General features: G+C 61.8%; 13 protein-coding genes and 1 tRNA gene. 7 read left to right on the forward strand and 7 right to left on the reverse strand.

Features of this window, described 5'->3' with window-relative positions; translation table 11 throughout:
- Nucleotides 1-13: 13 nt before the first annotated feature.
- From NKI85_RS21710 to NKI85_RS21720, 3 genes are all read left to right on the forward strand, one after another.
- On the forward strand, nucleotides 14-643 hold the full coding sequence (locus NKI85_RS21710; protein WP_352526248.1) for a Maf-like protein: 630 nt from the start codon (nucleotides 14-16) through the stop codon (nucleotides 641-643).
- A complete protein-coding gene (yacG, locus tag NKI85_RS21715) occupies nucleotides 640-831 on the forward strand; it encodes a DNA gyrase inhibitor YacG (RefSeq protein ID WP_352526247.1) in 192 nt (63 codons plus the stop codon). Before NKI85_RS21710 ends, yacG begins: the two co-directional genes overlap by 4 nt.
- 336 nt (nucleotides 832-1,167) lie before the next feature.
- A tRNA-Phe gene (locus NKI85_RS21720) sits at nucleotides 1,168-1,243 on the forward strand.
- 1,054 nt (nucleotides 1,244-2,297) lie between these two features.
- Here NKI85_RS21720 and NKI85_RS21725 read toward each other — a convergent pair.
- The 3 genes from NKI85_RS21725 to NKI85_RS21735 form a co-directional block, all read right to left on the reverse strand.
- Nucleotides 2,298-2,693, reverse strand: coding sequence for a VanZ family protein (locus tag NKI85_RS21725; protein WP_352526245.1), 396 nt, complete (start codon nucleotides 2,691-2,693; stop codon nucleotides 2,298-2,300).
- Between the two features lie 680 nt (nucleotides 2,694-3,373).
- The gene (locus NKI85_RS37940) at nucleotides 3,374-3,664 is read right to left on the reverse strand and encodes a DUF6894 family protein (protein ID WP_502896202.1); all 291 of its coding nucleotides are present in this window, start codon (nucleotides 3,662-3,664) and stop codon (nucleotides 3,374-3,376) included.
- Nucleotides 3,665-3,744: 80 nt separating this feature from the next.
- Complete coding sequence (locus NKI85_RS21735) at nucleotides 3,745-3,936, reverse strand: DUF3606 domain-containing protein (protein WP_352526242.1); 192 nt, start codon at nucleotides 3,934-3,936, stop codon at nucleotides 3,745-3,747.
- 419 nt (nucleotides 3,937-4,355) lie between these two features.
- On the opposite strand from NKI85_RS21735, the gene NKI85_RS21740 reads away from it, so the two are divergent.
- Nucleotides 4,356-4,655 carry a DUF1236 domain-containing protein gene (locus NKI85_RS21740; protein WP_352777861.1) on the forward strand — a complete coding sequence of 100 codons (300 nt, stop codon included), beginning with the start codon at nucleotides 4,356-4,358 and terminating at the stop codon, nucleotides 4,653-4,655.
- A 132-nt stretch (nucleotides 4,656-4,787) separates the two neighbouring features.
- On the opposite strand, the gene NKI85_RS21745 is transcribed toward NKI85_RS21740, so the two are convergent.
- Nucleotides 4,788-5,423, reverse strand: a complete 636-nt coding sequence (locus tag NKI85_RS21745) for a hypothetical protein (protein ID WP_352526238.1) — start codon at nucleotides 5,421-5,423, stop codon at nucleotides 4,788-4,790.
- On the opposite strand from NKI85_RS21745, the gene NKI85_RS21750 reads away from it, so the two are divergent.
- Entirely contained in the window at nucleotides 5,415-5,759 is a 345-nt protein-coding gene (locus NKI85_RS21750) for a hypothetical protein (protein WP_198030499.1), read from the forward strand. The two genes, NKI85_RS21745 and NKI85_RS21750, sit on opposite strands and share 9 nt — an antisense overlap.
- An 85-nt stretch (nucleotides 5,760-5,844) precedes the next feature.
- Here NKI85_RS21750 and ggt read toward each other — a convergent pair whose 3' ends face one another.
- From ggt to NKI85_RS21765, 3 genes are all read right to left on the reverse strand, one after another.
- Nucleotides 5,845-7,581 (reverse strand): gamma-glutamyltransferase, encoded by a 1,737-nt coding sequence (gene ggt, locus NKI85_RS21755; RefSeq protein ID WP_352777863.1) that lies wholly within the window; start codon nucleotides 7,579-7,581, stop codon nucleotides 5,845-5,847.
- Between the two features lie 314 nt (nucleotides 7,582-7,895).
- Nucleotides 7,896-9,188 carry an L-rhamnose catabolism isomerase gene (gene rhaI / locus NKI85_RS21760; RefSeq protein ID WP_352526236.1) on the reverse strand — a complete coding sequence of 431 codons (1,293 nt, stop codon included), beginning with the start codon at nucleotides 9,186-9,188 and terminating at the stop codon, nucleotides 7,896-7,898.
- Nucleotides 9,189-9,356: 168 nt separating this feature from the next.
- Nucleotides 9,357-11,459, reverse strand: a complete 2,103-nt coding sequence (locus tag NKI85_RS21765; RefSeq protein ID WP_352526235.1) for a bifunctional rhamnulose-1-phosphate aldolase/short-chain dehydrogenase — start codon at nucleotides 11,457-11,459, stop codon at nucleotides 9,357-9,359.
- 187 nt (nucleotides 11,460-11,646) lie between these two features.
- On the opposite strand from NKI85_RS21765, the gene NKI85_RS21770 reads away from it, so the two are divergent.
- The gene (locus NKI85_RS21770) at nucleotides 11,647-12,456 is read left to right on the forward strand and encodes a DeoR/GlpR family DNA-binding transcription regulator (protein ID WP_352526234.1); all 810 of its coding nucleotides are present in this window, start codon (nucleotides 11,647-11,649) and stop codon (nucleotides 12,454-12,456) included.
- A 55-nt stretch (nucleotides 12,457-12,511) separates the two neighbouring features.
- Nucleotides 12,512-13,507, forward strand: coding sequence for a rhamnose ABC transporter substrate-binding protein (gene rhaS / locus NKI85_RS21775; RefSeq protein ID WP_352526233.1), 996 nt, complete (start codon nucleotides 12,512-12,514; stop codon nucleotides 13,505-13,507).
- The last annotated feature ends 144 nt before the right edge of the window (nucleotides 13,508-13,651 follow it).

The following is a 13,651-nucleotide window of genomic DNA, read 5'->3' on the forward strand; positions in this document are numbered from 1 at the left end:
GGCCGGGATCGCGATGGGCATTTTGCAGAAGCTCGTGCTTGCCTCGGGTTCGCCGCGCCGGATCGAGCTGTTGCAGCAGGCCGGCATCGAGCCGGATCGTGTGCTGCCCGCCGATGTCGACGAGATGCCGCTGCGCGCCGAGCACCCGCGCTCGCTGGCCAAACGCCTGGCGACGCAGAAGGCCGAGAAGGCGCTGGCCTCGCTGAAGAGCGAGACCGACTACGCGCCGAGCTTCGTGCTGGCGGCCGACACGGTGGTCGCCGTCGGGCGGCGCATCCTGCCCAAGGCCGAGACGCTCGACGACGCCGCCAACTGCCTCGGCCTTCTGTCCGGCCGTTCGCACCGGGTCTATTCCGGCATCTGCCTGATCACGCCGGGCGGCAAGCTGCGCCTGCGGCTGGTCGAGACCAGGGTGCGCTTCAAACGGCTGCCGCGCGAGGAGATCGACGCCTATATCGCGTCCGGAGAATGGCGCGGCAAGGCCGGCGGCTATGCCGTCCAGGGGCTTGCCGGCGCCTTTGTCGTCAAGCTTGTCGGCTCCTACACCAACGTCGTCGGCCTGCCGCTCTACGAGACGGTGGCGCTGCTCAGCGGCGAAGGCTTCAAGGTGCACGCCAACTGGCTGTCGGGTGCGCGGATATGAGCTCGGACGACAAGGTCACGCCGTTGCGGCCCAAGCGGCCCTGCCCGGAATGCGGCAAGCCTTCGGCACGCGATACCTATCCGTTCTGCTCGAAGCGCTGCAAGGATATCGACCTCAACCGCTGGCTGAAGGGTGTCTATGTCATCCCGGGCCGCGACGACGAGGACGAGAGCGACGACCAGAAATAGCGCCGTCACCTGTGTTTTCCGCAAGCTTGGGTCGGCTTGCCCGGCCTGACCGCGGCCGGTGAATTGGCCCCGACGCAGGCCCATTCGTTTCTGCCTGAAATCCCCATTCGTTTCTGCCTGAAAATCAATGTCTAGAGCCTGTTCCATCCAGATAGAATCGGATGGAATAGGTTCCGGCTTTTTGTTTGAGCATGATCTTTTCCGAAAACCGGATTCACTTTCGGGATCATGCTCTAAGCGCTGGACAGGCCGAATTCCCGTGCTATAACCCACGCGCTTTCAAGGGGTGCCGACGGCGCTTTCATGAACCCGGTGTGCAGACCGCCCGCCGGGCAGGCCCAGATAGCTCAGTTGGTAGAGCAGCGGACTGAAAATCCGCGTGTCGGTGGTTCGAATCCGCCTCTGGGCACCACTTTTCCAATTAAAACCAATGCATCGCCCCATGTGTCTGGTCGGTAAAGTCGGCACTTCAAGTCGCGCCATGTTGCAGACTGGGAGCAGATGGACGACCCGCTACTCTGCAGGCGGCGCGTTCGGGTCTGGGCAATCAGGTTGCGGCCATTCCTCACATGCAGAGGGTCGATCGCCAACGCTGCCATAGCGTTCCACGAGTTTTGCGAATCCGTAGGCGAAGGCGAAAAGAAGCGCCAGAACAACCACTATTCGGACGGCCATAGGGGATTGTATCAGGATCCCACTTAAGATTGAGCAGCATTCGCATTTGGCCGCGCGATTTCCTTGGCGAAGTCGCCGATTTCGCGGCGCAGGTTGCCGCGGGAGCGCTCCCTAAGTTTTCCACTACTAATGTCGGCCGTTTCTCGACTTTTTGTACCCACCATTTCCGAGACTCAATTAGCTTCTGCTTATGGAGAGTCGGCACGCCATCCGAAGGATTAAGGACGGGCTTTGGGAGGTCTACGATATAGACCACGATAAGGTTGTCTTCGCAGACGGGGTGGCTCTGACAAATTTGCAGGATGAAGAGGCACTCGACGCGTTGGAGTTACTAAAAGGGGGATTCCTGGTCCCGAGCAAACGAAGGTCTTCATCACCCCGATCCTGACCATGAGCGACCAAGTTGGTGGCATCCAATTTTCAAGCGCCGCGGCGGCCGTGCATCCGGCAAAAAAGGCCCGCCGCTCCATTCGCGAAGCGGCGAGGCCCCATATTCGGGGACGATTGCCGGGGTGTTCCCCGGCATTGACTACGGTGCAATTCAGGTGCCAGGCTTGATGACCCATTATGGGTCATCACACGGGGGAAAGCGAGAAAAGCGAACGCGGACCTTCCGCGATCACGCCACTGTCGCGCCTTGCCATTGCTGCTACATTGCTTTGCGGCGGACATGATTTTTCCGCCTGGCCGGCGTCCATCAGGCAACTTACCCCAACGCGCCCCCCAAGTGACGCCGGCCATTTTCACAATATTGGAGCGCGGGTACGCCGGCGCCGTTATGCGCTTTCGAGCTATGGCAATCCGCCGGCGACCCGCCTTGTGCAGCCTGCAATTATCAGCCCGCACGCCATTCCGGCGCAGTCGGCCACCCAGTCGAACAGATCCGGGTCGCGCCCTATCAGTTGCGCAGCCTGAAGACCCTCGATCACTGCGCCCGTAAGAACGAGGAGTCCGATCAGCTTTGCCTTGTGTTCCGGCCAGCCGAGACTTCCGAGAGCCGCCAGGACGACGAAGGCGGCGGCGTGATTGAGCTTGTCGTGATCAAACGTGAAAGCGAGGCCAAGACCCTGCAAGACCCGCTCCGGCAAAAGGGCGAACAGCAGAACGCCGGCAAACGCGACGGGAAAAGCAATCCTTGCCACGGTCTGATAAGAATCTAGGCGCAACAGGGTAGAATAGCCTTTCATCCGAAATCTGCAGGGAACACCGCCGGCCGCTGCAGTCGAGAGCTAGCGCGGCGCTCAATTTCCGCCGTCCGGGCGTCGGGTGCATCGTCAGAATGAATGAATGCCTCGGTCGGCCGCTGCACAGGCCGGGCTCGTGGCGAGTGCTCTGCAATGGGCTGGCTTCCCGGGCAGTACCTTCCGCGATCACGCAATTACCTGCCGTGCGAACGCGGCTACTATCTGGCTGCGGCGGACCTGATTTCCGCTTGGCCGGCGCTGCATTAGGCACCTTACCCCACGCCACACGAAGTGGCGCCGGCCCGCTCTCCCAGCTAGATTTCCACCGGTTGCGTGATGATCGACCCGCGTCAAAAAGCCCGCCGCCCTGTCGGACGACGGGCTCCGTTGCCTGGGCGCCAGGGCGCCGCGGTAGCGACTTATGCTACTAATGCTCCCGCAGGTTTCCAATATGCGGCCGCCGCGCGGCGTGGCGCATCGGCTAAACAAACGAAGCCCGCGCCTCTGGCGGAGGGCGCGGGCCGATCGGGTTGCGGCCCGATCTGCAGCAGAAACCCGGGAGGTTCCCGCTGCGCAGAGATAACTATTAGAAACTTCTAATGTTCCGCCTTGAGGAAGATGCCGTCTGCACCAGAAATTTCGGCGCGGCACGTGGCATAGTCGGCGCGATGACGATCGAGCCGTCAGCTCGTGCGCAAGTTGATTCGGAAAATCTGCTCGCCGAAACGCCGCGTTTCGACGGCAAAGGTCAAGGCCACTTCAAGGACCAGACCGTCATGGCCGTCCCGGACTTTGACTGTGATCCTACGGTGAGGAAGGCCATCCCTGGCCATCTCGGCCAATGTGCGAAGGGCTTCTTTCCTGACCAGCGAGAAATCGTCACATAACGTTCCCTGATCGTCGGAATAGACGATTCCGTCTTCATCGGAATCGAAGAAGTAAACGGGCATTGCGCTTGGCCGAAGCGTCGGCATCTGGGCACGTTGTCGATGGCTGGCCGGGATCTCGGCCGATCGCGATCAGTGCCTTTCCAGCCGTCGGCTTCGCCGGCATCTCACTTGCGCTCGCGCAATGCTTTCACCGCCTGCGAGAGGATCATCCGGTCGCCACCGGTCCTTTTGATCAGCTTGCTCACCTGGCTGGGCGAAATACCATTTTCCCGCGCGAAATATTCGACCTCATAATACTCATCCGCCGAAACGCGGTTGCGGTCGCTGAAGTCTCGCTTGCTCTTGTCGTCGGCCATTTCATTTCTCCTCGCCTCAGGGTCAATTTTGGTCGGAAGCACGCTGCAATTTGCGGGTTCGCCGCCATAAAAGTGACGCGCGAACCCTATCGGCGCAGGAAGGGACGGGGCTGCGCAGATGCCGGGTTCGATCGGAGTGGAAACAGCGAAGATCGGTGCGAGCGACCGGCGGCCGTCTACATTTTTCCACGGAATCCTCCCGAAACGTGCAACCAGCAACGGGTACGAGCCGTGGCGGTTCCGGGCTGCGCGACGGCCCCGCCCTTTGCCCGCAAGGATCAGACTTAGGTCCTGCGACAACACGTCGATTGGTCCCGCTCGGGTGGGACCGAAGCCCCGTCGACGGAACGTTTTCAGCTGCCTTCCGTTCGAATGAGCCTTGGCGCGAAGAGCGTCCCGAGTTCGCAAAGGAGACGACCATGAGAATGCATCTTTCCACCGCGGCAGCGGGACTTTTGCTTCTGGCAGGTGTCGGCGCCGCTGCGGCGCAAGACGTTGTCATCGAACCGCAGCAGGAAACGGTCATCAAGGAGTATGTGAAAAAGCAGCCGCTGGCCTCGGTGAAAATCCCTGGGGTGGAGCTCAATATCGGCTCAACGCTCCCCGACACTGTCGAACTTCATGAGGTCCCCACCGTCAAATATCGATATGTCGTCGTTGACAACCGCACCGTCGTCGTCGACCCAGGCACGCGCAAGATCGTCAAGATCATCGATTGACGTGAATGCTCGGGCAGCCGTCGCCCGCTGCTCAGAAATGAGCGGTGGGCGACGTATGTGTTGGGCAGTTTTCAACGTCAGCCAGCAAGAACCCTGCCCCCACTCTGGAAAGGCCGGGCCTAACAGGCAGTTTCAATGCGAACCATCAGCAGACTTTTTGATTCCAATGACCAGGCGGCGCGTGCCGTCGCAGCGCTTCAGGCGGCTGGAATTGGCCGCCAGGAGATCAGTGTCATCGGACCCTACGATGACGAAATCGGCGCCGTCTTGCGCGATCCAGGCACCGGTGCCGCTCTTGGCGCGGCAGCCGGTTTGTTGGCCGGCCTCGGCGCCTTTGATCTCCCCGGCATCGATCCCCTCGGCGCGGGATGGCTTGCATCGGCCCTCGTCGGTGCAGTCTTGGGCTGCGTTATCGGCAGACTTCTCGGGACATTGTCCGATATCAGCAAGCAGCCGGGCCAGCCGGATGCCGCACAAGGTGTGATCCTGGTGCTGGCGCATGTCGATGAAAAGCAGGCCGACACCGCGCAGGCGGTGCTTGGAGCTTCCGTTCAGGCGACGCAGCCCATGGCCACTGCCGCCTGAAGATTCAGCTCCGGCAAAGCACTTGACCGGGCCTGGCAGCGGGGCGATCAAGCACGAACCCAAAAAACTCTGGCAAGCCGCCGCCAGAAAGTGTTGAACACCGTGCCGATCACATTCGACGAGCGGTTGCGCTCGGCGAGGCTTGATGATTTGCTGCCAGTTTGCGGAGAACGAATGATGCATGAGCCTGTCGGTCAAGACGAATATGGGTCGACCAGCCCGTTCGATCCGGACGACCTGTCGAGGTTGAACGCGATCGGCCCGAGCGCCGGCAGCAACGATTTCGAAAAATACGCAGTCGCCGTGATCATCGTGTTCGGCGCCCTGATCATCGGCGGCCTGATGGCCGCCGGCTTGAGCTTCGGGCGCCGCAGCACCTTCTTTTTCGCGCTTGGCGGCGCCACCGCCGCATGGATCTCCGGCAATGCGCTTCTGCTCGACCGGCCGCGCATCTACGCGCTGTTCGTCGGCGTCGCGGCGCTGATGCTGATTGCGTCCACGATCGCGCTGGTCACCTGATTCAAGGCGAAATCTTCCTGTTGACCGTGATCCTGAAAACGGTTTGCACTTTTTGCTGCGCTGACCTTCGGTTTGGGATCATCGTCTAATACCCGATAGCCTCGCCGGATGCGGCGCGGCTGTCGATGGCGCCGTTGTAGCGGGCGCCACCACCCTTCTCGATTTCCGTCAGGCTCTTGCCGCCGACCAGGATGCCGGCCGCCTGGCCCCAGGTCGTGTCGGCAAGATCGAGGTGGTAGCCCATGCCGGTAAGCAGCTTTTCGGTGTCGGGCGACAGGCCGAAAGGTTCGATATAGACCGTGTCGGGCAACCATTGGTGATGGATGCGCGGCGTATCGATCGCCTCCTGGATGTTCATGCCGTGGTCGATGACGTTGACGATCGCCTCCAGCGTGATGGTGATGATGCGTGAACCGCCAGGGCTGCCGATGACCATGAACGGCTTGCCGTCTTTGGCGAGGATGGTCGGGCTCATCGACGACAGCGGCGTCTTTTTCGGCGCAATCGCGTTCGCCTCGCCCTGGACCAGGCCATAGAGATTGGGCACGCCGGGTTTCTGGGTGAAGTCGTCCATCTCGTTGTTGAGCAAGATGCCGGTGCCGCCGGCGACGACGCCGGCGCCGAAAGAGCCGTTCAGCGTGTAGGTTACCGCGACGGCGTTGCCGTCATTGTCGATGATCGAATAATGCGTTGTCTCGCTGCTCTCGCCAAAGCCCTTCGGCATCAATTCCTGCGACACGCCGGCCCGGAACGGATCGATCTTTTCGCGGATTTCCCTGGCGTAATTCTTGTCGAGCAGTTTTGCGACCGGGTTGTCGACGAAGCCGGGATCGCCGAGCGCCGAATTGCGGTCAACATAGGCATGGCGCATCGCCTCGACCATGACGTGAACCGTCTCGGCCGAGCCGGCGCCGAGATAGGACAGTGGATAGAACTCAAGCACGTTGAGTATCTCGCAGATGATGACGCCGCCGGAGCTCGGCGGCGGCGAGGAAATGATCTCGTAGCCGCGATAATTGCAGGTCGCCGGCTTGAGCTCGCGCACCGCATAGTTTTCGAAATCCGCCTTGGCCAGGATGCCGCCCTTTGCGCCGCTCGCCTTGACGATGGCGTCGGCGATCGCGCCTTTGTAGAAGGCATCCGCACCGCGTTCGGAAACGGCGGCAAGCGAAGCCGCGAGATCGGGCTGAACAAGGCGCTCGCCAATGGCATAAGGCTTGCCGTCCGGCTTGAGGAAAATGGCCGCCGCCGCTGGATCCCTCGCCAACCGCTCCGCGCCGCCCTGGAGCGAGGCCGCATCGCCCTGCTCCAGCACGAAGCCTTCCTCGGCAAAGCGGATGGCCGGCGCCAGCAAATCCTGCCGCGTCAGCGTGCCGTATTGGTCCCGTGCCATCTCGAAACCGGCAACCGAGCCCGGCACGCCGACCGCCAGATAGCCGTCAAGACTGGCGCCCTTCACCGGCTTGCCGTCCTTGTCGAGATACATGGTTTTGGTCGCGGCCAACGGCGCGCGCTCGCGGAAATCGAGGAAGGTCGAACGGCCGTCCTTGAAGCGGATGGTCATGAAGCCGCCGCCGCCGATATTGCCGGCGGTCGGATAGACCACGGCCAGCGCATAGCCGACGGCGACCGCGGCATCGACGGCATTGCCGCCCTTCTTCAGCACCTCGATGCCGACCTCAGACGCAAGATGCTGGGCGGTCACAACCATGCCGTGCTCGCCCTTCGCCGGCTGCGGCGAGGCGGCAAAGGCGAGGAACGGGACAAAAGTCAGGGTGAGGGAAAGGCTGACGGCTATCAGGGTGCGGCGGGTGGAATGCATGGCCGTTCTCCGAGGCTTGGGGTGAGCCTAGGAAAGCCGTTTGGGGAGGTCGAGTCTACTGACAATGATGCGAGAAAGGCGTCGTATGCTGGTGCCGGTTCGCTGCGTAATCACCGTTGCGATCTTTGACTGATGCCGCTGAGCGCCGCCGCGTTGGCAGCAAGGCCACGCTTCATTGCGGCTCTCAGAATTTTTTCCCGTTTCAGCAATTTGTTCTTGCTTTGTGCCGGCAGCTATGCTACTAATCTGGCTGTGGTGCCAATTGGCTCAAACGACCCGCCCTTCGTGGCGGGTTTTCCATTTTCACCCCAGCTTCAAACAATCCCGCCGCCGACGCTCGCCACCGCCGGCCGTTCTGCTGCGACCTTCGCCCGGTAGCCGGCGGCGCGGTAGGCGGCGACCGGATCGATGGCGCCGCCGGTCTTCAGCCGCGCCATGGCGAGGATCGGCTCGACATCGGTGCGGTAGGCGGCTTTCAGCGTCTGCGTCGCCATCAGCGCGTCATTGGCGTCCTGGAAGCCTTGAAGCGCCTCGCGGTCGACCAGCAGCGCCTGCGCATAGGCGCGCTGCACCTCAACTGCCGACAACATCAGGCTTTCGATCGGATCGGTGACGTTGTGGCTCTGGTCGAGCATGTGGGCCGGATCGAAACCTTCGGCACCTGAGAGTTCGGCATCGACCAGCTCGTTGAAGACCAGGAACAGCCGGTAGGGATCGATGGAGCCGGCGTCGAGGTCGTCGTCGCCATATTTCGAATCGTTGAAATGGAAGCCGCCGAGTTTTTTGAACTGTATCAGCCGCGAGACGATCATCTCGATGTTGACGTTGGGCGCGTGATGGCCGAGGTCAACCAGGCAAAACGCCTTGTCGCCGAGCTCTTTGGCGATGATGTAGTTGGTGCCCCAGTCCTGCACGACCGTCGAATAGAAGGCCGGCTCGTACATCTTGTGCTCGGTGAACAGCTTCCAGTCGCTCGGCAGTCCGGCATAGATCTCCCTCATCGCGTCGAGATAACGCTCGAACGCCTTGGCGAAATTGACCTGGCCGGGAAAGTTGGAGCCGTCGCCGATCCACACCGTCAACGCCTTCGAGCCCAGCGTGCTGCCGATCTCGATGCATTCGAGATTGTGCTCGACCGCCTGCTGGCGCGTCGCGGCATCGGCATGCGACAGCGAGCCGAACTTATAGGAAAGTTTCTGGTCGCTGGCGTCGGAAAAGGTGTTGGAGTTGATGGCGTCGAAGCCGAGTCCAAAGCGCGATGCGGCCTGCTTCAGCCGGTTCGGATCGGCCTTGTCCCACGGAATATGCAGCGAGACGGTCGGCGTTGCCTGCGTCAACTGCCGGATGACGGCGCAATCCTCGATCTTGTCGAAAATGTCGCGCGGCTCGCCGGCGCCGGGAAAGCGGGCAAAGCGGGTGCCGCCGGTGCCGACGCCCCAGGACGGAATGGCCACGGCAAATTTCTCGACCCTGTCGCGGATGGCGTCGATGGCGATGCCGCGGCGGTCGAGGCGCTCGCCGAGCGAGTCATAATCGCGTTCGAGGTCGGCCTTGCGTGCCGCGTTGTCTTTCTCGACAACATCGGCGGAGATAATGGTTTCGGACACTGCGTTTCCTCCCAAATGCGTTCGGTTGGCGCTGCCCCTCATCCGCCTGCCGGCACCTTCTCCCCGTAGAGAGACGGGAAGAAGGGAAGCGCTCCGGCGTTGGCGACCCCCTCTCCCCGTCGTTACGGGGAGAGGGTAAGGGTGAGGGGCAGCGCCGCCTTCAAACTATTACCGCGTAAAGCTCTGGGCGTTGCCAGCGTCGACATTGACGATGTTGCCGGTCGACTTGGCCGACATGTCGGAGGCGAAGAAGTAGATCGCCTCGGCGATGTCCTCGGGGAATACCGACCGCTTCAGCATCGAGCGCGAGCGGTAATGCTCTTCGAGATCGTCGGTCGACATCTTGTATGCGGCGGCGCGCTGTTCCTTCCACTCGCCGGTCCAGATCTTCGAGCCGCGCAGCACGGCGTCGGGATTGACGACATTGACCCGGATCTGTGCTTCCGCGCCTTCCAGCGCCAGGCAGCGCGCCAGATGGATCTCGGCGGCCTTGGCCGTGCAATAGGCGGCGGCGTTGGGCGATGCGGAAAGCCCGTTCTTGGAGGCGACGAAGACCACGTTGCCGCCGATTTTTTGCGCGCGAAACAGCCGGAAAGCCTCGCGCGAAACGAGGAAATAGCCGGTCGACAAGATGTCCATGTTCTTGTTCCACAGCGCCAGCGTGGTTTCTTCGATCGGCGCAGCGGATGCCAGGCCAGCATTGGAGACCAGGATGTCGATGCCGCCGAACTCGACCGCCGTCTCGGCAAAGCCGGAGATTACCTGATCTTCAGACGTGACGTTGATGACGACGGGCCGCACGAAATCCTTGCCATAGGCCTTGGCAAGCTCGTCATTGGCGCTGGCAAGGGCTGCCTCGTCGATATCGGCCAGCACGACGCAGGCGCCCTCGCGCAGCAGCCGGTTGGCGGTGGCCCGGCCGATGCCGCCGGCGCCGCCGGTGACCAGCGCGATCTGGCCGGCAAGGGCTTTTGGTTTCGGCAGGCGCTGCAGCTTTGCCTCTTCGAGCAGCCAGTATTCAATATCAAAAGCTTCCTGGTCGGGCAGGCCGACATAGGTCGACACCGTCGAGGCGCCGCGCATGACATTGATAGCGTTGACGTAGAATTCGCCCGAAATGCGCGCCGTCGCCTTGTCGCCGGCGAAGGTGAACATGCCGACGCCTGGCATCAGATAGACCACGGCATTGGGATCGCGCACCGATGGCGAATCCGCGTGCTTGCAGCGGTCATAATAGGCCTGATAGCCGACGCGATACTCCGCCACATCATCGGCAAGACGGGCAATGACGGCATCGACGTCGGGCGCCTTGGGATCGAACTCGATGACCAGCGGCCGGATCTTGGTGCGCAGGAAATGGTCCGGGCAGGACGTGCCAAGTGCGGCCAGTGGCCGCAAATCCTTGGAATTGACGAATTCGAGCACGGCGGGCGAATCGTCGAAATGGCCGAGCTTGTGGCTTTTCTCCGAGATCAGGCCGCGGATACTCGGCATCAGTTTTGCGGCCACCGCGCGACGCGCCGGCGCGTCGAGCGATTTGACCACTTCGCCGCCGAAGATCGGCTTGCCCTGGCTCTTGCGCTCGAACCAGTCAATCGCCTGGTTGATCACCGAAATCGTCGTCTCGTAGCATTCCTTCGGTGTGTCGCCCCAGCTGAACAGGCCATGGCTTGCCAGCACAACACCCTTGGCGTCGGGGTTCTCGAGGCAGAATTTCTCCAGCCATAGGCCGAGCTCGAATCCCGGACGTTTCCATGGCAGCCAGCCGATCGTGTCGCCGAAGATCTCCTTGGTCAGCGCCTGCGAATCCTTGGCGGCGGCAATGGCGATGATGGCGTCGGGGTGCATATGATCGACATGCGGCTTCGGCACGAAGGCATGCAGCGGCGTGTCGATCGAGGCCGCGCGTGGGTTGAGATTGAAAGTACAATGCGGCAGATAGCCGACCATCTCGTCCTCATGCTCGAGGCCGCGATAGAGACCCTTCAGCGCGCGCAATTTATCCATGTAGAGCGTGGCGAAACCGTCGAGCTTGATCGAGGCGCTGTCGCCGCCCGAGCCCTTGACCCACAGCACTTCCACGCTCTCGCCGGTGAGCGGATCCTTTTGCCAGATCTTGGAGGAGGTGTTGCCGCCGCCATAATTGGTGACGCGCTTGTCGGAGCCAAGAACGTTCGAGCGATAGACGAGACGTTCCGGCTCGCTCATTGCCTGGGCTTTCGCCTCATCCCAAAGATTGGCGAGGCGCGTGCCGGAGCGCTTGTCGAGCATAGGTATCCTCCCTTTGGGACACGCAAACGACGCGGGTCCCTTTTGCCCGAATTTCTACGCAAGCGGCTGTCTTGTCAATCACAAACGATCAATATCAATCATATTGCATTGCACAATGAAATTATCTGATCGGAAATGATTGACACTGCGCGCTTTGGGTGCCTAGATGCTCAAGCAGGGAGGAACCATGCACGAGAAAGAGCGCCACAGGATCATTCTGTCCGCCGTCCAGGAAAAACCTGTGGTGACGGTGCAGGAGATGGTCGACCTGACGGAATCGTCCGAGGCGACGATCCGGCGCGACATCGCGGCATTGCATGTGCAAAAGCGCCTGCGCCGGGTGCGCGGCGGTGCCGAGGCGCTGTCGCCGCCGCAGTTCATCGGCCTTGCCGGCCGGCCGTTTTCCGTCAACGAGACCATCAACGCCTCGCAGAAGCGGGCAATCGCGCGGGAAGCCGTGGAACTCTGCAAGGATGGCGAGCCGATCATCATCAATGGCGGCACCACCACCTTCCAGATGGTGCATTTCCTGACCGGCCGCCGCATGCCGATCTTCACCAATTCCTTTCCGATTGCTGAGCACCTGCTCAGGCATTCCAAGAACACGGTGATGCTGTCGGGCGGAACCATCTACCGCGAGCAGAACATCATCCTGTCGCCCTTCGACAATGACGTGACGCGCAATTTCTACGCGCGCCGCATGTTCATGGGCGCGCAGGGACTGGGACCGCTGGGTCTGATGGAAGGCGACCCACTGTTGATCCAGGCCGAGCAGAAGCTGATCGACCAGGCAGACGAGCTGGTGGTGCTGGTCGATTCCTCGAAATTCCGCAAACGCTCGAGTCTGATCCTGTGCGGCCTGTCGCGCATCGCCACGGTGATCACCGACGACGGCATCGAGGATCGCGAGGCCAAGATGCTGGAGACCGCCGGTGTGACGCTGATCGTCGCCCGCACAACGGCAAGCAACAAGGAAGAATCTTCGCTGCAGGCCTGAGAAAAACTCACGCCCGCAGCGGCGATGGAATGCAACGCTCAAGGGAGGATATTCGATGAGCTTTCTGAAGAAATTGATGATTACGGCGGCGTTCTCCGCCGCCATGTTCGTGAATGCTGCCTATGCCGAAAACGTCAAGATTGCGCTGGTGGTGAAGTCGCTCGGCAACGGCTTCTTCGACGCCGCCAACAAGGGCGCCGAAGAGGCGGCCAAGGAACTCGGCGATGTCGAGATCATCTATACCGGCCCGACCAAGGCGACCGCCGAAGCGCAGATCGAAGTGGTCAATTCGCTGATCGCCCAGAAGGTCAATGCCATTGCCATTTCTGCCAATGACGCCGACGCGCTAGTACCGGCGCTGAAGAAGGCGATGGAACGCGGCATCACCGTCATCTCGTGGGATTCAGGCGTCGCGCCGGAAGGCCGCCAGCTTCACCTCAACCCCTCCGACACCAACCTGATCGGCGAGACCATCATCAAGCTTGCCGCCGACTACCTGCCGGAAGGCGGCGACGTCGCCATCCTGTCGGCTTCGTCCACCGCGACCAACCAGAACGCCTGGATCGATGCGGCCAAGAAGGTGCTGCCGGAGAAATTCCCCAAGATCAAGCTCGTCGCCACCGTCTATGGCGACGACGACTCGGCCAAGAGCACGGACGAGGCCAAGGGCCTGCTGAAGTCCTATCCGAACCTCAAGGCGATCATCGCACCGACCACGGTCGGCGTCGTTGCCGCCGCTCAGGTGGTGACCGACGAAGGCCTGATCGGCAAGGTCAACGTCACCGGCCTAGCGCTGCCGTCGGAGTTCAAGAAGTTCATCGACAATGGCGCTTCGCAGGCGGTTGCGCTGTGGAACCCGATCGATCTCGGCTATTCCGCCGTCTACCTCGCCCATGATCTGGCGGTGAAGAAGGAAGAAGCCAAGCCGGGCGCGACGCTGTCGATCGGCCGTGTCGGCAAGGTCACGCTCGACGACACCAACTCGGCTGCGATGGCTCCGCCCTTCCAGTTCGACAAGTCGAACATCGAAAAGTTCTCCAAGATCTATTGATCCTGGAGCCCTTCAACCTGGCGCGGGGGGGGGGGGGGGGGGGGGGGGGGGGGGGGGGGGGGGGGGGGGGGGGGGGGGGGGGGCGGGGGGGGGGGGGGGAGGTTGGATCGTGGAGTTGGAGGCTGGTGGGGGGAGGGGGGTAGG

The sequence above is a fragment of the Mesorhizobium sp. M0571 genome (genome assembly GCF_040320985.1).
In the GTDB taxonomy this organism is placed as follows: domain Bacteria; phylum Pseudomonadota; class Alphaproteobacteria; order Rhizobiales; family Rhizobiaceae; genus Mesorhizobium.